General features: G+C 40.8%; 16 protein-coding genes and 1 pseudogene. 12 read left to right on the top strand and 5 right to left on the bottom strand.

Annotated elements, in window-relative coordinates; all coding sequences use genetic code 11:
* Positions 1-39: 39 nt before the first annotated feature.
* Together SFRI_RS14575 and SFRI_RS14570 are read left to right on the top strand one after the other, a co-directional pair.
* Positions 40-2,115: a TonB-dependent receptor plug domain-containing protein gene (locus SFRI_RS14575; RefSeq protein WP_011638266.1), complete on the top strand. Its 2,076-nt coding sequence runs from the start codon at positions 40-42 to the stop codon at positions 2,113-2,115.
* Between the two features lie 261 nt (positions 2,116-2,376).
* Positions 2,377-4,845: an alpha/beta hydrolase family protein gene (locus tag SFRI_RS14570; protein WP_011638265.1), complete on the top strand. Its 2,469-nt coding sequence runs from the start codon at positions 2,377-2,379 to the stop codon at positions 4,843-4,845.
* 442 nt (positions 4,846-5,287) lie between these two features.
* Here SFRI_RS14570 and SFRI_RS14565 read toward each other — a convergent pair whose 3' ends face one another.
* Positions 5,288-5,854, bottom strand: coding sequence for a TetR/AcrR family transcriptional regulator (locus SFRI_RS14565; protein WP_011638264.1), 567 nt, complete (start codon positions 5,852-5,854; stop codon positions 5,288-5,290).
* Positions 5,855-5,981: 127 nt separating this feature from the next.
* On the opposite strand from SFRI_RS14565, the gene SFRI_RS14560 reads away from it, so the two are divergent.
* The 4 genes from SFRI_RS14560 to SFRI_RS14545 all read left to right on the top strand — a co-directional run bounded on the left by SFRI_RS14560 (position 5,982) and on the right by SFRI_RS14545 (position 14,176).
* Positions 5,982-6,626 carry a peroxiredoxin-like family protein gene (locus tag SFRI_RS14560; protein WP_011638263.1) on the top strand — a complete coding sequence of 215 codons (645 nt, stop codon included), beginning with the start codon at positions 5,982-5,984 and terminating at the stop codon, positions 6,624-6,626.
* 11 nt (positions 6,627-6,637) lie between these two features.
* Positions 6,638-7,780, top strand: a complete 1,143-nt coding sequence (locus SFRI_RS14555; RefSeq protein WP_011638262.1) for an L-dopachrome tautomerase-related protein — start codon at positions 6,638-6,640, stop codon at positions 7,778-7,780.
* A 546-nt stretch (positions 7,781-8,326) separates the two neighbouring features.
* Positions 8,327-13,225, top strand: coding sequence for a PAS domain S-box protein (locus tag SFRI_RS14550; protein WP_011638261.1), 4,899 nt, complete (start codon positions 8,327-8,329; stop codon positions 13,223-13,225).
* A 3-nt stretch (positions 13,226-13,228) separates the two neighbouring features.
* Positions 13,229-14,176 (top strand): diguanylate cyclase, encoded by a 948-nt coding sequence (locus tag SFRI_RS14545; protein WP_011638260.1) that lies wholly within the window; start codon positions 13,229-13,231, stop codon positions 14,174-14,176.
* Between the two features lie 142 nt (positions 14,177-14,318).
* Here SFRI_RS14545 and SFRI_RS14540 read toward each other — a convergent pair whose 3' ends face one another.
* Positions 14,319-15,287 carry a DUF3187 family protein gene (locus SFRI_RS14540; protein ID WP_011638259.1) on the bottom strand — a complete coding sequence of 323 codons (969 nt, stop codon included), beginning with the start codon at positions 15,285-15,287 and terminating at the stop codon, positions 14,319-14,321.
* A 785-nt stretch (positions 15,288-16,072) separates the two neighbouring features.
* Here SFRI_RS14540 and SFRI_RS14535 point away from each other — a divergent pair.
* Complete coding sequence (locus tag SFRI_RS14535) at positions 16,073-16,414, top strand: hypothetical protein (RefSeq protein ID WP_011638258.1); 342 nt, start codon at positions 16,073-16,075, stop codon at positions 16,412-16,414.
* A 42-nt stretch (positions 16,415-16,456) separates the two neighbouring features.
* On the opposite strand, the gene SFRI_RS14530 is transcribed toward SFRI_RS14535, so the two are convergent.
* Entirely contained in the window at positions 16,457-16,768 is a 312-nt protein-coding gene (locus SFRI_RS14530; protein ID WP_041413136.1) for an EscU/YscU/HrcU family type III secretion system export apparatus switch protein, read from the bottom strand.
* An 11-nt stretch (positions 16,769-16,779) separates the two neighbouring features.
* Complete coding sequence (locus SFRI_RS14525; protein ID WP_011638256.1) at positions 16,780-18,909, bottom strand: hypothetical protein; 2,130 nt, start codon at positions 18,907-18,909, stop codon at positions 16,780-16,782.
* A 388-nt stretch (positions 18,910-19,297) separates the two neighbouring features.
* Between SFRI_RS14525 and SFRI_RS14520 the strand changes: the two genes are divergently transcribed.
* Together SFRI_RS14520 and SFRI_RS14515 are read left to right on the top strand one after the other, a co-directional pair.
* A complete protein-coding gene (locus SFRI_RS14520; protein WP_425271586.1) occupies positions 19,298-20,032 on the top strand; it encodes an MlaA family lipoprotein in 735 nt (244 codons plus the stop codon).
* A gap of 46 nt (positions 20,033-20,078) precedes the next feature.
* The gene (locus SFRI_RS14515) at positions 20,079-21,200 is read left to right on the top strand and encodes a response regulator (protein WP_011638254.1); all 1,122 of its coding nucleotides are present in this window, start codon (positions 20,079-20,081) and stop codon (positions 21,198-21,200) included.
* Positions 21,201-21,577: 377 nt separating this feature from the next.
* Here SFRI_RS14515 and SFRI_RS14510 read toward each other — a convergent pair.
* A pseudogene (locus SFRI_RS14510) lies at positions 21,578-23,090 on the bottom strand (peptide MFS transporter).
* A gap of 533 nt (positions 23,091-23,623) precedes the next feature.
* Here SFRI_RS14510 and SFRI_RS14505 point away from each other — a divergent pair.
* From SFRI_RS14505 to tpx, 3 genes are all read left to right on the top strand, one after another.
* Positions 23,624-24,271: an OmpA family protein gene (locus SFRI_RS14505; protein ID WP_011638253.1), complete on the top strand. Its 648-nt coding sequence runs from the start codon at positions 23,624-23,626 to the stop codon at positions 24,269-24,271.
* A 25-nt stretch (positions 24,272-24,296) separates the two neighbouring features.
* On the top strand, positions 24,297-25,130 hold the full coding sequence (locus tag SFRI_RS14500) for a mechanosensitive ion channel family protein (protein ID WP_011638252.1): 834 nt from the start codon (positions 24,297-24,299) through the stop codon (positions 25,128-25,130).
* Positions 25,131-25,196: 66 nt separating this feature from the next.
* On the top strand, positions 25,197-25,790 hold the full coding sequence (tpx, locus tag SFRI_RS14495) for a thiol peroxidase (RefSeq protein WP_011638251.1): 594 nt from the start codon (positions 25,197-25,199) through the stop codon (positions 25,788-25,790).
* Positions 25,791-25,793: the final 3 nt, after the last annotated feature.

The raw sequence follows: 25,793 nt of genomic DNA, 5'->3' as shown, positions 1-25,793 counted from the left end.
ATATCATTTTTCGATAATGTGTTGTTAAAAGGAAGTTGTATGTTGAGTTATTCCGCGGCGTCATTAATTTTGTCGCTAGGTGTTATTGGGGTGAGTGAAGCCAGTGTGGTGGATGACTCGATAAATACGTCTGGGCAGAGTGCAAACCACAGTGAGAATGACAGTAAGAGCCACAGTGAAAATCCTGAACATTCTGAGCATGATGCCCCAAAAGCGGATGTTGATGAACACGAACATGAAGAAGAGATGGAAACCATTGTCATACAAGCCACTCGTTCTGGGCGAATTGCCGATGAACAACCTATTCGAGTCGAGGTGATTAATCGCGAAGAGATTGAAGAAAAAGCGGCGATGAGACCAGGTAATATTTCAATGCTGGTGGCTGAAACGGGTGGGGTAAGATTACAAACAACTTCACCGGCGTTAGGCAGTGCCAATATTCGCCTACAAGGCTTGTATGGTCGTTATACCCAATTACTGGCCGATGGTTTACCGTTGTACGGTAACCAAGCTGGGTCGATAGGGTTGTTGCAAGTGCCGCCGACTGATTTAAGTCGCGTTGAAATTATTAAAGGCTCGGCATCATCACTTTATGGTGGGTCTGCACTCGGCGGGGTAATTAACCTTGTGTCTCGAACGCCTGGTGATGAACTCAGTGGTGAAGTGTTGGTCAATGCAACCACGCGCGATGGTCAGGATGTGACCACCTATTTTGAGTCGCCATTGAGCGAGAATGTAAAAGGGTCGGTGACGGCAGGGGCTCATTATCAAGACAAGCAAGATATTGATAAAGACGGCTGGATCGATCTGGCAGGTTATGAGCGATACACAGTGCGTCCTCGATTATTTTGGGAAGGGCAAGAAGGGCAAACACTGTATGTGACTAGCGGGTTTATGACCGAGCAGCGTACTGGCGGTACTTTAGGTGATAACATGGTCGCTGATGGTACTTCGTTTGAGCAATCGCAGGATTCCGATAGGCTTGATGGCGGCCTAGTGTTTAGTATGCCGTTATTAGAGTCATTGACGTTTAATACTCGCGCATCGGCGATGGTACAAGATCATGTGCATGTTTATGGTGCCGATATAGAAGAAGACCAACACGAGAGTTATTTACTTGAAAATAGCATCGCAGGTTATACCGATAACAGTGATTGGGTTGTTGGTTTAGCCTATCAGTCTGAAATCTTTGCCTCTGACACTTTCCCTGAGTTTGATTATTCTTATAAAGTGCCGGGTGCATTTGCTCAACTTGATTATGAGCTGACAGACCAAATCACCACATCTTACAGTGCGCGCATTGATGATCACAGCGAATATGGTACTCAATTTAGCCCAAGAGTGTCGGTGCTTTATCGCCCAAGTGACTTAACCATAAGAGGCTCTTATGGGGAGGGGTACTTTGCCCCTACGCCGTTTGTTGAAGAGATTGAGGCCGCCGGATTATCAAGATTAGCGCCGATTGACAACTTACAAGAAGAGCGCGCTAAAACGGCATCGCTTGATGTGAGTTATACCTTTGATGATGTGGAAACGAGTTTGACCTTGTTTGGCTCAAATGTGGATAACGTCACTGGATTAGAGGCTTTCTCTGCCAATAACGATGGCACCTTAGACGCAGTTAGGTTAGTTAATGCATCTGGTGAAAGTCAGATCCGTGGTTCTGAAGTGTTGCTGCGTTACTATTTAGGCGATGTTAAGTTGACCGCAAGTTACTTGTATTTAGACGCAACTGAAGCTTCACCCGACGGGGACGGCAGAAGAGCCATTGCCTTAACACCACGTCATTCTGGTGGTTTTGTTGCTATGTGGGAGCAACATGGCAACTTTAGAGCTGGTTTTGAAGCTTATTATACCGGCACCCAAAACGTTAACGATAACCCTTATATTGATGAAACCAACCCTTATTGGCATCTTGGTTTAATGGGAGAAATTACTGTTGGCAGAGTCAGTTGGTTTATTAACTTAGAAAACTTACTCGATGTAAAACAAACCGATGAACATCCAATGTTACTGCCTAATAGATCGCCTAGCGGCCAATGGACTACCGATATTTGGTCACGTAACGATGGCTTTATTGCTAACGCAGGTGTAAGAGTTAAATTTGGTCATTAATCGCGTTTTACTCGTGTAAGTTGACCCATCACAAAAAAGATAAACCGTCAGTCTAATACTGGCGGTTTCTATTTCATTTCCATTTTCACTGTATTGCTTCTTTAATTCACTCCCTCTCGCTAATTCACTTATCCTTGTTAATCAATTATTCGCATATACAAAGGGCGACAATTATTGATACACAAAAAATATGCATTTATCGGTCAGTTTTGTCACACTTGCATAAAGAATCAATAAAAAAAGCAACAATAAGGACAGGTAATGAAAACGTTTTCTCTGGTGTTGACCAGTTTAGCCATTGCAATATCGGGCATGGCACACGGGGCAGAAATTGACGCTAAGTACATTCAGCGAATAGGCTCAGTAAATCAAGTCTCAGCAGCGCCATTATCGAAAAGTGCCCATGCAGATGCGCTGCGTGCTAATTTGGTTGCTCAGCTCAGCCAGGCTAATCACGCCAGTAAGGTGACGGTATTTAATCAACCACTGTCTTGGCAAGCTGCATCAACTAAGGTTGAAGGCGAGGGCTGGTTAGTCTATCAAGTGACAATGTCGACAGATCGTTTTACCCAAGGCACATTAACCGTTAAAGGGCTTGAAAATCCTCAAGTGTATTTGAATGGGCAACTGGTTAAATCTGCCGATAAAGTCGAACTTGAGCTGACAAATGGTGACTATCACCTTGTGGTATTGGCCGATGGCCAAGCGCAAGATAGCGAATTTAGCCTTGATTGGCAGGGCAAAAGTGAAGTTGATAATCTCGACTTTACTTCACAAAAAACACAGCGAGTATCTGCGGAGCAGTTATTTGACTCAAAAGTGATCAGTGGCTTAACCTTGTCACCTAATGGCAAGTATTTACTACAATCGACCATTGAATACCAAGCTAGCCAAGGCGATACGCCGATTCAAGTGACCGAGTTACGTAAATTATCGGACAACAGCGTGATGTACCGCTGGCAAGATAACCGCCCAAGCAGTGCGGTTTGGTCAAGCGACTCTTCACAGCTCGTCTTTGTGGCTAACAAAAAAATTCAATTATTAAATGTTGCTGATTTGAGTATTAACGTTGTCGCAACTGATATGGACAATGTGTCTGGTTTACAGTGGTTAGGTGGCACGGTGTTATTTAGCTGGGAAAAGCCTTTTAAAGCCGATGAAAAAGCCACCTCTAAGCGTTTTCAAGCATTAGAAGACCGCTGGAGTTATTGGCGTAACAACAGTCAACTTTATCAAGTTGATGTTGCCTCGGGCTTTATTCGTCAACTGACAGACAACAAAGTCAGCAGTTCTTTGTTAGACAGTAATGCAGATAAAGGCAAACTATTGTTAACGCGCTCGCCTGTGGATTATGCACAGCCCGCCCATGGTGTAACACAGCTTATTGAGCTGACGTTAGCTGATTTAAGCGAAACCATGATGGGTGAATATCGCAGTTTTAATAGTGCACTATATGCTGATGACGGTATGTATATTACCGCTGGGCCGCGTTTTATGGACGGCAGAGGAATACAAGATCCTAACCTTGAAGTGAACGATTATGATGGTCAGTTATATTGGCGTGATGCTAAAGGCAATGTCAGTGCACTCAGTAAAGAGTTTGATCCTTCCATAGGCAGCATCACCAAGCTTGAAAATGATGATTTAATTGTGACGGTAACCGAAGGCGACCGTGCACCTTTGTATTTATTTGATAAAAGCAAAAAACACTTTAATCGAATAGACACCGGTGTGGATATGATAGACGGCTTTAGTGTTGCCATTGAGCAATCTACTCCAACATTAGTATTTGCAGGTACCTCAGCCACTGCGCCGCAAAAAGCCTATAAAATGAAGGTTAATTCAAGCCGTAAACAGTTGCTGTTTGATAGTCAACAACTTAGCTATGCCAACACGCGTTTAGGTAAAATTGAAGATTTTGATTTTACTAATACTCATGGGCATAACATTGATGGCCGTGTTTATTTACCTGCCGATTTTGATGCCCGTAAAAAGTATCCCGCATTAGTGTATTACTATGGCGGTACCTCACCTGTAGGGCGTCACTTTACCGGGCGTTGGCCATTTAATTTATGGGCAGCCCAAGGTTATGTTGTGTATGTTGTGCAACCAAACGGTGCAACCGGATATGGCCAAGCCTTTAGTGGCCGTCATGTTAATGCCTGGGGCAAGTACAGCGCTGACGATATTATTGAGGGTACTAAAGCCTTCTTAAATGCGTACCCATCAGTTGATGCTAAACGTGTGGGAAATATGGGCGCATCTTATGGTGGTTTCATGACCATGTATTTGGCGACAAAAACCGATATTTTTGCGGCGTCAATGTCGCATGCGGGGATCAGTAATTTATCGTCTTACTGGGGCCATGGCTGGTGGGGTTATGGTTATTCTGGCGTGGCCAGTCGCGGCAGTTTTCCGTGGAATAATCCAGAGCTCTATATAGAGCAAAGCCCGCTATACCATGCAGATAAAATTACCACACCGTTATTGCTTATTCACGGTAATGCTGACACCAACGTACCAGTAGGTGAAAGCCATTACATGTACACCGCGCTTAAACTATTAGGTAAAGAAGTTGAGTTGGTTGAGTTTAACGACCAAGACCATCACATCAATACCCGCCAAGCCCGCTTTGATTGGTGGAATACCACTATGGCATGGTTCGATATGAAGTTAAAAGATGAGCCACAGTGGTGGAACAGTATCTATCCTGAGACAAAAGAAGAGTAGTTACTTAACCTCAACTCGGGATAATAAACATTTATCAAACAGCCATTTGTCTCGCTAACTGTGTTGCTTTGGCTTGTAATTGGTTAGCTATTGACGCGTCGATGCGCCTTATTAGCAAAACAAATGACAGGTTTAATATGAAATAGGCTGAATGTTGTCATTTTGCCTTACATATCCCACTTCTTAACCCGAGTTGAGGTTATTTAAGCCCAAACAGCCTCGCAATGCGAGGCTGTTTTTTTTCGTTTGGGGAACGTGCGCAAAAGGACCTAATCAAAATAATGTGGTCATTGGAAAGTTTGACGTTGAGCGACCACTTACATAGGTAAACTGTTGCACCAAGATACCGCTGTTATCATCAATAACAACGAGGTTAAACTGTCCACATTCAGTCCCGTGACAGCAGGGGGGGAACTATCAATATACTGGGTAACGTATAAGCTTAGCACTCAACTTTTAGCCATGGCAGTAGCGCGTTGATAGTGTTGATTTGGGTTGCTGCTGATTCTGACTGATAGCCATAGATTCGGATGCCGAATGTGACGGTCATCAGTTGAGCTGCATAGGCTTTAGCTGTTTCAGCCTCATATAATTGGCTCAGGTAATGTTGATATACATGCTCAATCTCAGTTAATTGTGATGAAGCAAATTTGTATAGCTCGTTACCTTGAGAGGCGAGTTCAAGTTGAGTTTTGATTAAGAAGCAACCGCAGTAATCACAAGACTTTGATTGCTCAACAATGTTGTCGAGGATCTGTCTAATACCTGCTTTGACATCGTCAGCCTGTTGCATTAGTTGATGAATAGCCTCAATCGAAAAGGTGGCATAGCGTGCTAAGGCTGCTTGGAATAAGCCTTCTTTACTATCGAATTCATAATATAAGCTACCTGGTTTTAATCCAGTGGCTTTAGTGATTTGCTGAATGCTTGATGCGGCATAGCCATTTTGCCAAAATAGGGTGATGACCTTATCTAATACGTCCGCTCGTTCAAAATTTTTCTTTGCCATGACATCGATCCTCAATCGTTACTGACGCTATAATAGCACTTCTTGAATGATTGTTCAAAAACTGCTTGCGTTGTTGTTATGATTTGATTATCTTGAATGAATATTCAAGATAAAATGAGACGCTATTATGTCATTATCCACCCAGCTGACTGAAAAACGAGATGCCAACGCTGCCAATTTACCTCCTGAGGTATTGGCGATCATGTCGGATGCGACGTTAAACCTGAAGTTATCCGGCATTATCGATAGCGCACCTAAAGCGGGTGATAAACTGGCTGCGTTTTCGTTAACCAATCCATTGGGCGTTACCCGTCATTTATCCGAGTTGTTAGTTAATGGACCGGTTGTGGTGACATTTTATCGTGGTAGTTGGTGTCCATATTGTAATTTAGCGCTGCGCGCCTATCAGCAACATCTAGCTGAGTTTAAACAGTTAGGGGCAACGTTTGTGGCTATTACGCCTGAGTTGCCTGATATGTCACTTTCAACCGCAGAGAAAAATGAACTTGAATTTGATGTCTTGTCAGATGTGAATGCAGAGTATGCCAAAGCGCTTGGTTTAGTCTTTTCGTTACCCGATTCTATTCGTGATCTTTATAAGAAATTTGGTGTAGAAGTAGAAAAACATAATGGTGCGGATCAATTTAATTTTCCATTAGCGGCGACCTTTGTGGTTGCAAAAGACGGCACCATTGTGAAAGCATTTGTTGATGCTGATTATACTTACCGTCTTGATCCTGAAGATATCATTAGCTCATTAAAAGCGCTGTAGGGATCTAATTTATGATGTTTAAAAGTTTATTTGAATCTACAACCGCTATGGCATCTAGAATGAACATACTACCTAAAATAGTGTTGTTATCTAAAACGCGAGTGATTGCGTCTTTAGTGTTATTGGGTAGTTTATTTACCAGTACTGTATTTGCTGCAGATTATTCAGTGTTCCGCGAGTTAGACAGCCAACATCCCCCTGGTAATGTGGCCGTGTCATCTACTGGGCGAGTTTTCATGAGTAATCATCATTTTTACGGTGTTGATTCGAGAATTGTCGAGCTTAAAAAAGATGGATCTATCGTCGATTACCCCAATACAGAATTTAATCAAAATCTTAATCCTGTTTTGGGCGTGGTAATTGATGAACAGGGTATTTTATGGATGCTTGAAACTGCTTCTACTGACGGTGTCGGGCGACTTATCGGTTGGGACACTCAACAAAACCGTTTATATAAAATGATTTCTTTAGCGGCACCAGTATTGCCTAGTAATTCATTTTTAAATGATCTTGCGGTTGATAGGCAACATGAAACGGTATATATCACCGATCCTGCTGGTGGCAGTAATGCGGCATTAATTGTGGTTGATTTAACGAGTGGCACAGCAAGACGAGTATTAGATGGCAGCGTTTATACCCGTCCTGAAAATGTTGATACGGTGATTAATGGCAATACTTTATCTATCGGTGGCCAGCCTATTCGTATTGGGGTTGATTCACTGACCATAGACCCTAATAACGAGTGGGTTTATTTTGGTGCATTAAGTGGTGAGAAGTTATATCGGGTGCACACTCAATATCTACTAGATGCTAATTTATCGGCCAATATGTTACGCAGCAAAGTGGAGTTTTATGCTAATAAGCCTGTCAGCGACGGCATAACCATTGATAATGGCGGCAACATTTATGTTACTGATATAAGCAATAATGCTGTCGGTTATATCGACACAGATCGTCAATATCATATTTTGCATCAAGATAGTGACAAGTTCAGTTGGTCTGACGGTTTTTCAACTACGGCCGATGGTAAGTTGTTAGTTACAGTAAATAAATTTCACCAGTCTCCAGCGGTTAATAACCAGCAAGACAAAAGTGATGGCCACTATTATATCATTGAGTTTGACGCATTAACCGAAACGACAGTTGGGCGTTAGAGCGGGATAGCTTGGAATTAGAAGCTAGATGACTAGATGACTAGATGACTAGATCGCTAGATGCTATAAAAGCAAAGCCTAGATGACTAGAGCGCTACGCTGCTAGATGCTATAAAAGCAAAGCCTAGGTGACTAGAGCGCTACGCTGCTAGATGCTATAAAAGCAAAGCCTAGGTGACTAGAGCGCTACGCTGCTAGATGCTATAAAAGCAAAGCCTAGGTGACTAGAGCGCTACGCTGCTAGATGCTATAAAAGCACAAGCCTAGATGACTAGATTCTAGCTGACTCGGTTCTATAACATCTTAACAGCGCAGCTGTCCCTAGCAGGACGTAGTCCGTCCTAGAAGCGTAGCGCACTAAAACCTAGCGTCTAAGCTTTACAGCTCTGCTGTCCTTAGCAGGACGTAGTCCGCCCTAAAAGCGCAGCGCACTATCCGCGTAGCAGTCTAGATTCGTAATCAATTTCGGAAACACTATATTTTTCAATGTCTAGCTTGTAAAAAAAGCATTTGTCGTCCAAAGTTAATGTCTGTGACTCTTAACTAATGATAAAAATGACCAGACTATCTAGCTATAAAAATGCGCTTAAATTGGGTATTGGAGTATTTTCTTGTGGCTTAGTCATCAGTTTTATTACTGCTTTAAGTGTTAATAATCAAAATAACACTATCATTACTCAATCTCTTAAAACGGTGACAGAGCAAGTTGCTAACAATATTATTGATCGTATCGTATTGTATCAATATGGTTTAAGAGGTGCTCGAGGGGTTATTTATACCGTTGGTGAAGATAATATTTCTCGTGATTTTTTTAAAAAATATAGCTTAACTCGCGATTTTGAAAGTGAGTTCCCCGGTGCGCGAGGGTTTGGTTATATCCGCCGTGTACCAGCCAACGATGAAGCGAGTTTTGTTGCCAAAGCTAAACTTGATGATTGGCCCGATTTCAGTGTGCGTCAACTTACTCCCCATGATGATGAACGGTACGTGATTGACTATATCGAACCCGTTGAGCGTAATCTCGCCGCTGTCGGTTTAGATATTGCCTCTGAACAAAACCGCAAAAATGCCGCACAACAAGCATATTTAACGGGTGAGACACGCTTAACCGGTCCAATCACGTTAGTGCAGGCGACTGGTCATCCGTTACAAGCCTTTCTTATTTTAATGCCCATTTACCGTACTGGACTGACTCCAGCAACCCCGGCGTTAAGGGAGCAACAAGCTTTTGGTTGGAGTTATGCGCCACTCGTTGCCAATGAAGTTTTTGAACAGATTAATTTATCCCGTAAAACCACTAAACTATTGGTCAATGATGTGACCGATGCTCAAAATAATGTCATGTTTTATGAAACACATGTTGATGAGGTTAATCCATTAACATCTTTTGTTGTTACATTAGATCGTGAAATATTTGGACGTAAATGGCAAGTGTCGCTAGTGGCTTACCCTGAGTTTGTCAGCGGTTTGCATTTAAGCTCACCCAAAATTGTGTTTAGTTATGGTGCGATTGTGAGCTTGTTATTGGGTGGGCTTATTGGTTTTTATGGCTACGCATTAGGTCGTAAGCGTATCATTATGGAAGATAATGAAAGACGTGCCAATATTTTAGAGCATTCGCTTGATGCGATTATTAGTTTTGACTGTGATGGTGTTATTACCAGTTGGAATGATGGTGCGGTAATGATGTTTGGTTATGAAAAACATGAGGTGATAGGCCTCAAGAAAACAACGTTTATTGTACCAAACGATGGCTATGATGCTGAAAATGAGAAATTTAATCAGGTACTAAATGGTAAATCGTTACTAAATTTTGTTAGCCAACATAAACGAAAAGACAATGAACTACTGTCAACATCGATGACCTCACTGGCTATTTATAATGAGTTTGGCAAAATTATCGGTGTAAGTCAGACCATTCGAGATATTACGGTACAGCTGAATGCTGAAAAGCAAATTTTAAACATAAATGCCAGCCTTGAACGTAAGGTTACCGAGCGAACTCAAGCGTTACAACAAGCCCTGTCAGAAAATAAAACCTTACTTGATAATATTAACCAGCAGCTACTTTATTCTGAAACCGATAAAAATGGCGTTATCTTGGTGGTAAATGATAATTTCTGTCAAACATCAGGGTTCACTCGCGAGCAAATGATTGGTAAGAAACATTCGATTTTAAAATCCAATGAACATGATCGTGCCTTTTGGAAACAGATGTGGCAAACCATTCACGCAGGCGAGACTTGGCATGAGGAAATTTGTAACCGTGATAAACAGGGCAATATTAAATGGCTTGATACGGTAATTACCCCGGTGATGGATGAAAACGGTAATCTTGTTCGCTGCATCGCATTGAGGATTGATATTACTGAACGTAAAAATAGCCAGTTAGAAAAGAATAAACTCGCGTCTTTACTCACTAACGTGCTTGCCGCGGCAACGGAAATTGCGATTATTTCAACCGATAATGACGGTATTATTAACATTTTCAATCGTGGTGCTCAGCTATTGCTTGGGTATCAAGCCGAGGAGATTGTGGGTAAGCAAAGTCCTGCAATATTGCATCTACCATCAGAGATCCGTCAACGCAGTAAAGAGTTAACCGAGGAGTTTGGCGAAGATATTAGTGCTTTTGATGTGTTTGTGTATAAGCCAAGAACGCAAGGGCCTGAAACGCGTACCTGGACGTATATCCGTAAAGATTTATCTCAATGCCAAGTGTCGTTGTCGGTTTCGGCTATGCGCGATCAAAGTGGAGAGATTGTAGGATATTTAGGTGTTGCGGTGAACATTGATCAAATGCTCAAGCAGCAAGAAGAGTTAGTGTCGGCCAGTAATCAACTAAGTAAAGCAGCTGAAGTTGCTGAGTTAGGTATTTGGAATTTAGATTTAGACACCGACAACTTACAATGGAACGATCGTATGTTTGCAATGTACGATTACCCATTAGCGCTTACAGAAAAGGGCTTAAATTACCAGCATTGGCAAAAAAGGGTTCATCCAGATGATATTGAAATGGCAGAACTTGCCTTACAGCAAGCCATTGACTTGAATATTCCTTATGAACCGACTTTCAGGATCATTACCAGCTCGAATCAAATTCGCTACATTCATGCCGGAGCCCAAATTAGTTATGACAAAACAGGCAAACCTGTGCGGGTGGTTGGGATTAACCGTGACATCACAGAGCAACGCGAGTTAGAACAAACTTTGCGTTTAGCTAAACAAGCCGCAGATGCTGCGAGTGCGGCTAAATCAGCATTTTTAGCCAATATGAGTCATGAAATTCGTACTCCAATGAATGCTGTGCTAGGCATGCTACAACTTATTCAGCATTCTGATATGAGCCGCCAACAAGCTGATTATGTCACTAAAGCGGAGAATGCTGCGAAGTCATTATTAGGGCTATTAAATGATATTCTAGACTTTTCTAAAATTGATGCTGGTAAGTTAGAACTTGATTTGCATCCGTTTCAACTCGAAACGTTAATGCGCGAATTAGCGGTGATGTTAGCGGCCAACGTACACAGTCAACATTTAGAAGTCATTTTTGATTTAGATCCTGCCATTCCATATTTGATTGAAGGTGATGAACTTCGTTTGCGACAGGTGTTGTTAAATCTTGCGGGTAATGCGATTAAATTCACCTCTGAAGGTCATGTTATTGTTGGGGTACAGTGTAATGAGTGTACTGCGAATCAAGTGAATTTAACTATTTCGATTACTGATTCTGGTATCGGAATTAGCCCTGAACAAAGCAGCAAAATTTTCCAAGGTTTTGTTCAAGCAGAGTCTTCAACGTCAAGACGATTCGGCGGTACAGGGTTGGGATTAGCAATCACTAAAAGTTTAGTTGAGTTGATGGGGGGAGAATTATCATTATCGAGCCATGTCGGTGAGGGAAGTCGTTTTTGGTTTGAGTTGACGTTTAATATTGTTGAAGTGAAGAATAATGATCTAGATATCGATTTACTGGGTAAGAATATTCTGATTGTTGATGACAGTAAAATGAGTCGTAAAATTTTATCTAAAACCTTAATGGCCCATGGTGCTTATGTTAATGAAGCTCATAATAGTAAACAGGCTATCAATCTTATAGAGCAAAGCTTAAATGCCAGCAGTCACTATGATGTGATTATTATGGATTGGCGCATGCCCGATATGAATGGCTTAGAAACTGCCAATCATATTCAAGCGATGTTTCCGGCAGGTAAGGCTCCAGCCATTATTATGCTGACAGCATATGGTGCTGAGGTGATGGAACAAACTAAACAATATCGCCAGCAACCTTTTGTGAGTATGTTGACCAAACCTGTTACTGCCAACTTAATGCTTGAGGCCGTTTACCGAGCCATAAATGGTTTAGTTCAGCCTGTGCAATCTAGAAAAATAACTCATTTAGTCTTAAAAGGTGTCAGGGTGTTGGTGGTTGAAGATAATCAGCTTAACCGCCAAGTTATTGATGAATTATTACGCCTACAAGGCGCGGTAGTGACATTGGCTAAAGACGGTATTGAGGGGGTTGATTGGGTTACTAAGTCAAATAATCAATTTGATATTGTCATTATGGACATGCAAATGCCAGTAATGGATGGACTTGAGGCTACGCACCTTATTCGTGCCGATGGCCGATTTAATGATTTACCTATTTTAGCGATGACGGCTAATGCATCACTTGCTGATAAAACATTATGCTTAGAGGCTGGTATGGATGATCATATTGGTAAGCCGATAGACATGACTCTTTTGTTACCTTGTATGCTTAGTCTGTTGGGCCAAGATAATAGCGCTTATTATCATTCAACTGTCAATAATTCGCCTATTGCATTACCAGAGGTGATTGATGATGGTGATGATGAAGCGATTATCGAAAATTCTGATTCTATTTTGCGTCGTTTTGGTGGAGAGCTTGCATTTTTCATTGATGTGAAACATCATTTTGCATCAGAAATGGCAGAGCAATTGTCATTACTTACTCAAGCATTTGCACTACAAGATAACAGTGCTATCAGTAGTATTGCTCACACAATTAAAGGCACCTCTAGCAATATTGGTGCTAAGCGACTGGCAGCTTTTGCGGCCAAACTAGAGCAAAATATAAAAAACGCTGTTAATGTTGATTCAGTTGCTTGTTTAAGCCAAATGCAAGGTCAAATTAATGATAGCCTGCATATGTTAGATACTCTTTTTCCAGATGAAAGTGCAGTATTAACAACTAACACGCTGGATAATAATGCAATATTGCCGATACAAAGTATAGAACCCGATAAAATCAACCGATTAATGGAATTATTGGTTGAACAAAATTTAGATGCCATTGAGTACCTTGATCGCCTGTTAAGCGACGTGGTGCCAGATAAGCAGTGGTTAAGATTAAAAAACCAAGTGAGCCAACTTGAGTTCTTGGATGCTGTCGATACATTAACATCGATAATTAAGGAGTGATGCGTGTTCATAGATGAGTATATTTCTGGTGTTGCGCCAATTAGAGGTAAAATACTGTTAGTTGATGATCAAGTTGTGAACATCAAAATATTGCATCAACTATTGCAAACGGATTACGACATTTATATGGCTCGCGATGGTCATCAAGCTATTGATATGTGTAAAAAAGTCAAACCAGATATCGTGTTGTTAGATATTGAAATGCCAATGCTTAATGGATTTGATGTGTGTGCGCATTTGAAAAAAGACCCCGATACAGAAGATGTCGCCGTTATTTTTGTGTCAGGTCATTTTGATGAAGATAAAGAGGTTAAGGGATTTCAGTTAGGCGCGGTTGATTTTATTCATAAACCCATTAATCCAGTTATTACCAAAGCACGCATTAAAAATCAGATGATGGCTAAATCTCAAACTGATTTATTACGCTCTATTGCTTTGTTAGATGGATTAACAGGTTTGGCTAATCGGCGTAAGTTTGATCAAGTGCTACCCGTTACCTGGTTACAATGCGCACGTGAAAAACAGCCATTGACCATTATTTTATTGGATATCGATTTCTTTAAGCATTTTAATGACACCTACGGCCACACTGAGGGTGATACATGTTTACGTGTTGTTGCGCAGAAGATACAAGACACCGTTAACCGCCCTTATGACTTAGTTGCGCGTTATGGCGGTGAAGAGTTTATTTGTGTATTACCTAACACCGATTTAATTGGTGGCACTTATGTGGCTCAGCAAATTGTTGACAGTATAGTGTCATTGAAAATAGCTCATATAAACTCACCAATTTCTAAATTTGTTACTGTAAGTGCAGGGGTTTCAACTGTAGTGCCAATGTATGATATGCCCAATAAAATCTTAGTTGAAGCGGCAGATAAACAATTGTACTTAGCAAAGGATCGTGGCAGAAATAGAGTGTTAGGTTGTTTAGTTGAAGAAAATACCTAGGTAGCTAGAGCGCTACGCACTGGAATCTAGCTCGCTTGATATCGCTTTTCATCGCTTGCTATCCATTTTCTATTGTAACAGCGCAGCTGTCCCTAGCAAGACGAAGTCCGCCCTAGAAGCGCAGCGCTCTGGAACCTAGGATCTAAAATTTATGCCGATAACCTAATACATAAGCTATATCAGCACTGTTATCCATGTTTAAAAAGTTCTCAACCATAGTGAATTCGATGGCGCTGCTATTAAAGTAATAGCGATAACCCAATAACGCTTCATTAGACGCCTCTGAGAAGTTCTCATCCCAACTTACCATGCCATCATAACGATGGTATTCAGCTAACCAACCGTGCCGACCGGTACGATATTCGTAACCCAGCCCCAACGTTAGGTAATGAGATTCGAAACTATTTTGCGATAGCGGCGCTTTATTGTGTAGGAAACTGATCCCTAGAGTAGAGTTCACATGGTGATTGCCATTGTGATAGCCGTAATTAATTTGCACGCTTTGCTGGAAGCTTTCATCAGCAAATGGGCCTGAATCGACAGATTTGTAGTACAGCGTGCCTCCAACCGAAATACCATGGTGTTCATTTTGCAGTAATTGATAACCTAAATATGCTGTAAATGCATTATTGAGAGTTTCACCATTAAAGTTTTCAACATCAATATCGTATTTTTCTGAACGCATTTGACTTTGGTGTTTAGCTTGCTGGTTACGACCATTTTGGTCAAATCCAAAAGCATCGTGGAACCACATTGTTAATGAATCTAAATGGTTGTCACCACTAAATTGCCAAGTGTAATTAGCATCAAACAGTAAATTCTCTGTAATTTGCCATTTTAAGCCGCTGCTAATTGCATTTTGGTAGTAATCAGCCAATAACTCATCGGATTCGGACCAGACGCTGGCAGCGTTTGCTGTGATGTACCATTCTTTTTGACCTTGGGGTAACGAAAAGCCAGAACGTAACAATGGGCTAAGATTGAGAGATTGCATCGGTGATTGTGCATATACTTGTAACGGTCCGTAATCATCAAAGCTGACTACTTGCGCTTGTGCAGGCAAGATGAAAGACATACTCACAACGGATATCAGTTTAAGGTTGGTCTTCATTACAATTCCCTGAGTTTACTGTCCAGTTAATTTATCAGTGTCTGCAAATTACAAAGATAAAATTAATACTCGTGTCAGCCAATATTTAGTCATTTTAATTGATAGGGCAGTGCGCATTATGATGGTATGAAAACATAATTTAAATATCCAAAAAGGAACACGTTATGACGTTCAGTTATATAACCACTCCTATGCTAACAACAGTATTCACTTTTTTAAAGATTAAGCCAGCCAATATCGCTGAATATTTGAGCTGTTATTGTGTTTGTAAGGTCTTGATTGTTATCTAATAGCAACATGTAAATTTATTGTTGATTATAAATTTATACAACAGTGTTAATATTGGTTTGATATTTTAATCTATTACTTTGCTATAAATTCTAGTTGCTGTTCTCATGTTGCTGCTATATTTAGGTATTGTTTGTTTAGTGTGTTATTTGTGATGTTCAGTTATCGGTTTACACAGTGTTTTTTAGTTGTATTTTTTAAGCGATATTTTCACCAAAATGTGTAATGGATATGCATTAATAAAATGGATTTGTAATGAAACAACTTTCTTTTTGATTTACTCAGTTATTGTTTTTCGACATTTTTTATATCCCCCATATATCCGCAATACTTCATCGATTAATTTGCTCTGTTGTAGCTTTTATTATTGTCATTTATGACATTGTTATTGATGATATGATTTTAAGTGAGATTGATTTTTTTGAGAGTATTTATATCACGATAGTTTTCTGCAATATTAGCGTTTCAGTTCCTTACAGTCCGATACAGAGGTTGTGATGGATCTCATTTGGTTGTTAGGTTTACTAGCCATATATATTCCAATTCAAATGTGTATTGATGCGTATATTGTGTATCGAACTGACGTACAGCAAAAGGGTTGTGATTACCTGTTGGCATTTATTCCGTTGCTGACGTTTGCCTACCCAGAACACTATTTGTATAGTTTTATCTCTTTAGTCCTCATTGTATTGTATGGGATCTCGCTGCGTTATTATGCAGCATTTAATGACTGGCTTGATTTTGATCAAGACCGTTTGGCTGGACTGTGTCTCGGTGGACTGGGAGTCGGTGGCATAATGATAACAGCGAGCTTGATTTACCAATTTTTACAACATTAACATTAGATGATCTAGGTTTGACAATTTTGTAGCTGAAAGGAGTTAAGCTTGAGCGACAATTTTTTGATGAAGATTATCCCATTGTTCAGGGAACTTCCCATCCAACATATACACAAATGCAATCAATTCAGCGATTAATAGATACAACTCTTTCGGTACTTCATCACCTAATTCTAATAGCTGCAAAAATTCACTTAAGTGTGGGTCCTGATGGATATGGATACCCGCTTCCTTAGCGATTAATATCATCTCCTCGGCAACTAAGTCCTTACCAGTAGCAGTAATTTTTGGGGCACTTTTACCATCAAAACTGAGTGCGACTGCTTGCTGTATTTTTTTCGAGTCATCTTTCATCATGTTCTCTATTAAGCTCTTGTTTTGACTAAATAGTGATCGCCAGGTAATAACGTCGCTGGAATTTGGGCTAACTGCGTTGTGAGCTTACCTGGTGTAAAACCAATTTGAGTAATTTTATCTGACAGTGCTTGGTTAAAGCGTTCTACTTTTGTAAGTAGCATTTGATTGTTGCCTTTAAATTGGATATCAAGCACCTCTGCTTGCTTATGAGCACAAATCAATAATGATCCTTGGGCTAAATTAAATTTGAGTTGTAGTTTCCATCCTGCTTTTTTATCTTTGTCTGAATCATTTTCTTGTTCAAATTTACCTTCAAATTGTTCATCGCGTTGGTTAATTGAATATGGTAGAGCAAAGTACCAAGTCATGGCTTGATTGGGATCGGTGCTCGCATGTTGATACAGCGCAATACTGTTAGCCAATTGTGCCAAAGAGTCTGCGCCTCCTAGCTTATCTAATGCTGCTAATAGACCTGAATTCGCACTGAGTTTACTCAAGGTTCGTTGTTGCAACTGCGCAAGGTGCGCTTGAAGTTTATCGCTGATCCCTGAGCCTGTTGATTTTGTTTTCACCCCTAATAATAATTGGAATAAGGTTGTGATAGCACTACCTGAAAACAGTGGTGAGGGCTGTGCGCTAGTTGAGTGACCTAGCTGAGTGTGTGCAAGATTAAGCGCAGCTAAACTGTATAGCTCACTGCTGAGTAATGCCGGATCACTCAATGCACTTAATGGATGTGGGCTAATTTGTGGTAGATGCTTAAACAGTTCGCTGGCTAGATTATGTGGAATTTGTTGGCTTAACTGCTGTTTGATTGGCATCGCGCCTGCTTTTGATAACGCTTTATTCAGCACTTCTATTGGTGCTGGGTCACTGTCACTGTTCATTTTGTTTGATGCGTTGTTGTTTGATGCAGGGTTGTTTGGTGGATTGTTTTTTGCGCTATTGTCTATCGTAGAAGTGGTGTTTGCTTTGGGAGTATTTTGTTCCGCTACTGATTTAGTTGGTAATGCTGTTTGCTCTACAGTGTTGTTAACAGCGCTTTTGGCTAGATTGGCTTGCTGTTCCATATTGCTGCCAGTTTTAGCGAGATTCGATTCTGGTGATAGTCCGGATGATCTTTGCTGTTGTGTTACCGGAGTCAAGGTTTTTACTGCAGTACTGTCTTGGCCGACTTTGGCCGAAGACGGCGTTAATTCATTAGGCGTTTTTTGTTGGACATCGCTTCCTTTTACCGCATTATCAATGATTGACAGTGGTGTAGACTCTAGCTTTTTTAGAAATTGACTGAGAATTTGTGCTGGTTCATTTTTAGTTATGATGATGTTTGCTGATTCAAGTGTCTGGGCCGCTTGAGGTGGTGCCGGAAGTTTCGTTAAATTAACGCTTATTTCTGCAATGACTGGCGTGAGTGTAAGTTGCAATTGCTGATGTTGTACCACGACCTTAGCTAGATATTGGCCTGAGTTTAACGCGGTATTGGGCGATAATTGAATGCTTGTGCCACCAGAAAAGGTCAATTTCCCTTGGTCTATAATTGCAGTTGGCAGAGGATAACCTTGAACTCTGGCTGCCAATGATGCGAGCTGTTGTGTTGAAACACCATTTTGTTTTGCTAGTTCCTCGAGACCTTGTGGTAAGGCAAGTTGAATAGGTTGTGCCAAAAGCACTAATTGAGTCGCCACCGTTTGGGCGGGTGGTGTGGCCGTTGGAATTGCAGGCGAGGTACTTTGGCTGTTGATGACTTCTGCTTGGGCTACGGGTAAATTTACGCTGGAAACGGCACGAGCCACAAGCTTAGCTTGATCGCTTGCTATAACGACTTGCGCTGTCTGTTGTAATAACTTTTGCAGTTCAGCGGTCTTGTTAAGTTGATACTGTTGATTTTCAATACTGATGTCGAGTTGTGCGCTTGCTGGTGGTTGCCCCACTTTTACAGGCAATAATACTGCTGCTAAATCTGATTTTGTGGTCGACGAGTTGGATACAACGGATTTTTCATTTGAGGTTTTTGCTGGCAAAGAAGTACTATCGGTTTGAGTTTGTTTACGCTCAGTCACCGCCTGCGGACTGACATCGACAGGTTTGATTGTGACGGTATTGACCGGTTTTTGAGGGAGCGTTGTTGGTACAGCCATAGAAATCCTATCAAACGAACATGTTTGTCTATTGAAATCAATCTACTTGTCAGTGAACAATATCAACTTTATTTACAATTTTTTGATTGATATTGTCAAATGGCACAGTATCCTTAGCTCCCTGTTACCTTTATTGGGACAACATATTGGGTTTTATTACCATTATAGTGAATGATTGCTGGTAACAAAGACGTATGAGTAAGGTCTGATTGCTAAATAGTGAATGATAACAGCCTTACACTTGCTTGCTAAATTATATCGACTTGAACAAAAATTGCTTTAATAAAAAGACAAAAATAGCAGTTTGTTGAGTAGTACCTTTTGTCATTTTAAAGAGAATTATATGAAGTATAAATGGATATTACTTCAGGTGTTTGTTGCAGTTAGCATGCCCGCGTATGCCGAAACCGAAGCACCTCAAGTTACCACATCATCACGACCTGCGGTTGAAATTAAATATAATGATCCTCGCGATCCATTTGAAGAAGTTAACCGCACAATGTGGGACTTTAACTATCTGTTTTTAGATAGGTATGTTATTCGCCCGGTTGCTCATGGTTATAAAGACTATGTTCCTAATCCTGTCAGAACGGGGGTTAATAATTTTGTTTATAACCTAGAGGAACCTAGCTCTCTGGTGAATAATACCTTACAAGGAAAGTGGGGGTGGGCTGCTAATGCAGGAGGTCGTTTTACGGTTAATACTACCATCGGTTTACTGGGTTTAGTCGATGTTGCTGACATGATGGGGATGCACCGTAAACAAGATGATTTTAACGAAGTGTTAGGTTATTACGGTACACCAAATGGTCCTTATTTTATGGCGCCGTTTTATGGCCCAATTGTGACAAGAGAAATCGCCTCTGATTGGGTGGATGGTCTATACTTTCCTTTATCAGAGTTAACGATATGGCAGTCAGTATTAAAATGGGGCTTAAAGGGCTTAGATGCACGTTCTAAAGCCATTGATCAAGAAAGATTATTAGACAATGCTCTTGATCCTTATGCTTTTGTAAAAGATGCCTATTTGCAGCATATGGATTACAAAGTTTTTGATGGTGATGTGCCATCTAGTCAAGCGGACGATGAGTTACTTGACGAATATTTAGATGAACTAGAATAGTCGAGGCATACAGGCACCTCGGCAGTGTAGTTTGCGAGGTTGTTGTATGGCGCTTACTGATGTCGAGATCCTCTTTGTTGAAGACGACCCGATATTTCGCCATGTCGTTGCTGATTTTTTGCAGGGACAAGGTGCTCGGGTTCAACAAGCATGTAATGGAGATGAAGGTATAGCCCTTTTTTCCGATGCTATTTTTGATATTGTTATTGCAGACTTAAGCATGCCTGGCCTTCATGGTTTGTCGATGCTTAAACAGATGCAGGATATTAATCCTGCTATACCCGCTATTGTTATTTCTGGTAATGATGTAATGTCTGATGTTGTTGAAGCATTGCGCATCGGTGCCAGTGATTATCTGACTAAACCTATTGCTGATTTATTCATTATTGAGCAGGCAATCATTCAAGCGATGATGTCAGCCGCTACGCCGATGAATGTTTCTGGGCAATCGCATTTACAAGAAATGAATGAGTTATCTTATCAAGAGCTAACTGATAACTTATGTTTACTTGAGCAAAATGCTCAAGCGGCCAAAAGTGTTCAGCAGCAGTTATTTCCTGCTTCGCATATCTATTATCCTAAAGCCGAAATCAATTACAGTTTATTTAAAAATAATGATGTTAGTGCTTACTTCATCGACTCTACTATGGTGGGGGAGCATCATTTAGTGATGTATATGGCACACTTTTCACCTGAGGATAATAGCGCTGCTTTTGGCTGTGTCTTATTGCGCAGTTTTATTAATCAGAAACTTAAGCTGTTTAGAAATGGTTTAAGCAATACCTTAATCGAACCTAATAATATGCTGTCGTATCTTCATCAACGTATGGTGAAGTCTGGGTTACATATTAATACCGATATTATTTATGTGTGCCTCGATTTAAGCAGCTACCAATTATCAATCGGACAATCAGGTAAAGGACTAAGGTGTTATTTACGTAACGGTAATGAACTCACTCCTCTTGCATTGCCCGAATCAGCACCTCTTGGCAGTTCAGGGTGGGATAAGCCTAGTATGCAAACTAGAACCTTATTACGGGATGAACAGATTTGTATTGGTACACATTTTTATGAGCATAAACAACAACTGCTTGAGAACCGCTTTACAGGGCTTGTTTATCAATCTGATATTAAAGCGGGTGGCTTTATGCAGTTAGCGTGTCGCTGATCATTGTTAGAGGCTATCTAGACACTAGAAACCTAGAGCGCTGCGCTGCTAGGACGCTTCGCGGCTAGAGGCTATAAAAGCAAACAGCATAGCGAAGCGATCCTAGCAGGACGAAGTCCGTTCTAGTAGCGAAGTGACTTTAGCAGGACGCAGTCCGTTCTAGTAGCGAAGCGACTCTAGCAGGACACAGTCTGTTCTAGCAGTGAAGTGACTTTAGCAGGACGCAGTCCGTTCTAGTAGCGAAGCGATCCTAGCAGGACGAAGTCTGCTCTAGCAGCGAAGCGATCCAAGCAGGATGATGTGGGTATATAAAAAATCCCCTCACAAGTGAAACTTGGAGGGGATTTTATTAAGAATAACAATTACATCAAAACCAATTAACGTTGAATTCCTTCGTGTTCGGCCGTGACTGCAATTTCTTCTTCTAAAACTTCTTCTTCAGTATCATTTTTGTTTTCTGCACCGTGCATCCAGTCAACTAATTTATCTGACATTAGGTATAAAATGATACCTGAGACGACAGCGGTAATACCGATCCCAGCAAAAATTGCCATTGCGTTTGCGAGTTGTTCTTCGACTTCTCCGCCATGACCAATTAACGAACCTACTAGGCCGCCAATTTTGTTTGCTGCAGCAATAAATAGGAACCATGCACCCATCATTAATGATGCGATACGCAGTGGAGCCAGTTTAGTTACCATAGATAAACCAATAGGTGATAAACATAATTCACCCATGGTGTGGAAGAAGTAAGCTCCTACTAACCACCACATGCTTGATTTAACTGAAGCGTCGCCGCCCATTTCGAATACTGCGCCCATCATGAATAAGAAACCGATGGCCAGTAAGAATAAACCTAACGCAAATTTAACGGGTGAGTTAGGTTCGTTTTTACCTAAGCGGATCCAAATAGAGGCAATCACTGGAGCAAAAACAACAATAAAAATAGCATTGAGTGATTGGAAGTAAGTGGTAGGTACTTCCCACGAACCAATCATACGGTCAGTGAAATTGTTAGTGAACAAGTTCATTAATCCGCCTGCTTGTTCGAAGCCAGCCCAGAAAATAATGGTGAATAATCCCATTACCATAATGACTTTAATACGGTCACGTTCAATCTTCGTTAGCGGTTCACTTCTGGTTTCACCTTTAGCTGCATTTTTTCTTTGTTCTACTTTAGCTGCCGGTTCGACACCGATGTCACCAAGTAATTTTTGCGCAAAGAAAAACTGAATAATTAACGATAAAATCATACCAACACCGGCGCAGAAGAAACCTGCTTGCCAGTTGTTGATAAATACTTCTTCACCACCAATTACAACTTCATGACCAAATGAAGTGTAAGCCCAAGCTACGATAAAGCCTGACAAAGCTGCACCCAAGTTGATACCCATGTAAAATATGGTGAATGCACCGTCACGACGATGATCACCAGCAGGGTATAAATCACCTACCATAGTGGAGATATTTGGTTTAAATAGACCGTTACCTATAATTAACGTCCCTAAACCAATATAAAACATCATGGTTTCTAAACCCGGCATCCAACTATGTGGTGCTGCAAGCGTAAATTGACCCGCTGCCATTAAGAAGCCACCAATATAAATGGCTTTACGTTGACCCAATACGTTATCAGCTAGCTAGCCAGCCACCAATTAATGGTGTTAAGTAAACTAAACCGGTAAAAGTACCATATAGTGATAATGCGTCTGCTTGGCTCCAGCCTAAACCACCACCTGCTTCATTGCTTTGGACTTTATCTACCAAATAAAGTACTAAAATTGCACGCATTGCGTAATAGCTAAAGCGTTCCCATAGTTCTGTTGTAAAAAGTAAGAACAGCCCCTTAGGGTGTCCAAACAATGTACCTTGTGGTTTTGCGTCACTCATTAAGTCTTCCACCTTAAGCTTGTGATTGCCTGTGAGAAAATATCGTCACAGAAATAATTGTTTGCAAGAGTTGTCTATGACTGCTTTATCAACTAACACCTGAAATATCGAGTGTTTGACCGTGATTACGCAGTACTGAGCAACTTTATTGTTTATTTTTTATAATAAATAATGTCAGTTTGACGCTGAATGTTAACCAAACATCAAAAAGCTAACCTTATATACCCTTTTCATGCCGATAAAGTCAATGTTAATGCGGGGAACAGAGAGGTTAAGCTTGTTATAAAATGTGTCAATACAAACAATCAACTACCAGCAATGTTAGCGATTTGCTTTGTTTTTGTTGCTAAGTTGGCCGGGGGTTAATAAGGTTTTCAGGCATGGTGCCGATACCTATATCACGCTTTGGTGAGACTTTAGTTAAGCATGATTGTGCAAGGTGTTGATTATAAAGTGTTGTCTTTTAATTTAAGTCATAAACAGTTAAAATACGATTCATTAACAAATTTCGATGTCATGTCGAAGGGGTATTTATGACTTTTGTTCGAGCGGTGACATTGATCTTAATCGGCTGTTTTATCTGCACGGCCCATGCCTGGGTTGATACAGATTTTGACGGTGTGCCAGATAAAAAAGATGCTTGTAATGATACACCTGCTAATAGCGTTGTTATGGCAAATGGTTGTATTGATACTGAGTTATTGATTGTTGATGAGGATGCCGAAGATGATGCTGAGTTTGATGACGCCGAATTAGGCGCGACAGTAACAAATAATTCGGCTCTTATTGCTGAACAATGTCGTCAACAACGAGATGTTTCTGTGGCAGTAGATTGTTTTGGGTCTATTCTTCAACCTGTGTATTTTGATTTTGATAAATCAGTAGTGCTGTTAACTCAGCGACCAACCTTGGTTAGGGTGCAGCAATACATTGAGCAACATCCTCAAGTGGCTATTCGTTTAGAGGGACACACTGATAATATTGGTAGTGATGCTGTTAACCGCTCACTATCACTTAAACGTGCAGCCACCATTAAAGATTTACTCGTAAATGAGTACCAATTTCAACCGACGTCAATTGAGATCGTTGGCATGAGTAACAAAAATCCGGTCGCGGATAATGCCACTATAGAAGGGCGTCAGCGTAATCGACGAGTAGAATTTATTATATCGGCAGAATAAGACTGCTATTAAAATGGAGAAAGAAATGGAACATATAGAAGGTTTAGATGCTTTAGTGGAGCAGGCACCTGAGTTTTTGATGACTTATGGTCTTAAAGCGCTAGCTGCTATTGTTATTTTTCTCATCGGTAAGTATTTTTCCGGTGTAGCAAAACGCATAACAACCAAATTACTGACTAATCGTAAAGTGGACGCAACAGTCGTTTCGTTTGTGGCAAACTTAGCGTGGATGTTGGTCTTTGTATTTACTATTGTCGCCACGCTTGGTCAAGTTGGCGTGCAAACAGCGTCACTAGTTGCTGTTATCGGTGCCGCGGGTTTAGCTGTTGGTTTAGCGTTACAAGGTTCACTTTCGAACTTTGCATCAGGCGTATTGATGGTGCTTTTCCGTCCATGCCGCGTAGGTGACTTTATTGAAGCCGCTGGTGTTGCCGGTGTCGTTGATGAGATTACGATTTTCTCAACACGTTTACGTACTGGTGACAACAAAATGATTATCGCGCCTAACTCAGCGATTATGAATGGCACTATCACTAACTACTCAGCACTAGAAAAGCGTCGTATCGATTTAACTATTGGTGTTTCGTATACAGCTGACATTGCTAAAACTAAGAAGGTATTAGCGGATATTTTAGATAACAACCAGTTTGTGTTAAAAGATCCTGGTTATACTATTGGTCTAGCTGAGCTTGCTGATTGTTCAATTAACTTTGTCGTACGTCCGTGGGTTAAAACACCAGACTATTGGACTGCGCGTTTTGAATTACTTGAGCAAATCAAGAATGCATTAGATGCTGCTGAGATTGAAATTCCATTCCCACAAATGGATTTACATGTGAAAGAAGTTCCAGCAAAATAATCTTGCAGGCAACTTAATATTTTAAAAAACCAGCATTTGCTGGTTTTTTTATACAAGGAGTTTTTCATGAAGCTATTTTCAACCTTTGCAGCTATCACATTATTATCTTCATCTGTTATGAGCGCCCCCAGTTTTGCCGGCGAAAAAACCATGATTACCATGGGCGGTAATCCTGTTGCTTTAGAAGGACACATACCGAAGATTAATACGGTTGCGCCATTATTTACTGTGGTAGATGAAAGGTTTAATCCGGTAAGCCTGAGTGATTTTAAAGGTAAAACTGTGTTGATTAGCGCAGTGCCGAGTTTAGACACTGGTGTGTGTGCATTACAGACCAAGCGATTTAATAAAGAGTTTACTCAATATGATGCTGATGTGGTTATGTTAACCATTAGCGAAGATTTACCGTTTGCTCAGAAGCGTTTTTGCCAAACCGAAAATGTGGATAAAATTAAAGTGTTGTCTGACTCTGTATGGCGTGATTTTGGCGAAAAGTATGGCTTGTTAATTAAAGACCGTGGTTTATTAGCGCGTTCAATTTTTATTATAGATCCTCAAGGCATATTGAAATATCAAGAATTAGTGACTGAAGTAAGTGAACATCCAGACTACGATGCTGCCTTAGCGGCATTAACAGAAATATCATCAGCGGCGAAGTAGTTG

Source organism: Shewanella frigidimarina NCIMB 400, assembly GCF_000014705.1.
Taxonomy (GTDB): Bacteria; Pseudomonadota; Gammaproteobacteria; order Enterobacterales; family Shewanellaceae; genus Shewanella; species Shewanella frigidimarina.
Note: the sequence above shows the minus strand (reverse complement) of the source record. Positions and strands in the feature narration are given on the sequence as shown.

Bases quoted from the DNA above. Each gene is read 5' to 3' on its own strand.
- SFRI_RS14515 (WP_011638254.1), top strand. From the start codon at position 20,079: ATGGCGCTTACTGATGTCGAGATCCTCTTTGTTGAAGACGACCCGATA.
- tpx (WP_011638251.1), top strand. From the start codon at position 25,197: ATGAAGCTATTTTCAACCTTTGCAGCTATCACATTATTATCTTCATCT.
- SFRI_RS14575 (WP_011638266.1), top strand. From the start codon at position 40: ATGTTGAGTTATTCCGCGGCGTCATTAATTTTGTCGCTAGGTGTTATT.
- SFRI_RS14565 (WP_011638264.1), bottom strand. From the start codon at position 5,854: ATGGCAAAGAAAAATTTTGAACGAGCGGACGTATTAGATAAGGTCATC.
- SFRI_RS14505 (WP_011638253.1), top strand. From the start codon at position 23,624: ATGACTTTTGTTCGAGCGGTGACATTGATCTTAATCGGCTGTTTTATC.
- SFRI_RS14560 (WP_011638263.1), top strand. From the start codon at position 5,982: ATGTCATTATCCACCCAGCTGACTGAAAAACGAGATGCCAACGCTGCC.
- SFRI_RS14535 (WP_011638258.1), top strand. From the start codon at position 16,073: ATGGATCTCATTTGGTTGTTAGGTTTACTAGCCATATATATTCCAATT.
- SFRI_RS14530 (WP_041413136.1), bottom strand. From the start codon at position 16,768: ATGAAAGATGACTCGAAAAAAATACAGCAAGCAGTCGCACTCAGTTTT.
- SFRI_RS14500 (WP_011638252.1), top strand. From the start codon at position 24,297: ATGGAACATATAGAAGGTTTAGATGCTTTAGTGGAGCAGGCACCTGAG.
- SFRI_RS14550 (WP_011638261.1), top strand. From the start codon at position 8,327: ATGATAAAAATGACCAGACTATCTAGCTATAAAAATGCGCTTAAATTG.
- SFRI_RS14520 (WP_425271586.1), top strand. From the start codon at position 19,298: ATGCCCGCGTATGCCGAAACCGAAGCACCTCAAGTTACCACATCATCA.
- SFRI_RS14540 (WP_011638259.1), bottom strand. From the start codon at position 15,287: ATGAAGACCAACCTTAAACTGATATCCGTTGTGAGTATGTCTTTCATC.
- SFRI_RS14555 (WP_011638262.1), top strand. From the start codon at position 6,638: ATGATGTTTAAAAGTTTATTTGAATCTACAACCGCTATGGCATCTAGA.
- SFRI_RS14525 (WP_011638256.1), bottom strand. From the start codon at position 18,909: ATGGCTGTACCAACAACGCTCCCTCAAAAACCGGTCAATACCGTCACA.
- SFRI_RS14570 (WP_011638265.1), top strand. From the start codon at position 2,377: ATGAAAACGTTTTCTCTGGTGTTGACCAGTTTAGCCATTGCAATATCG.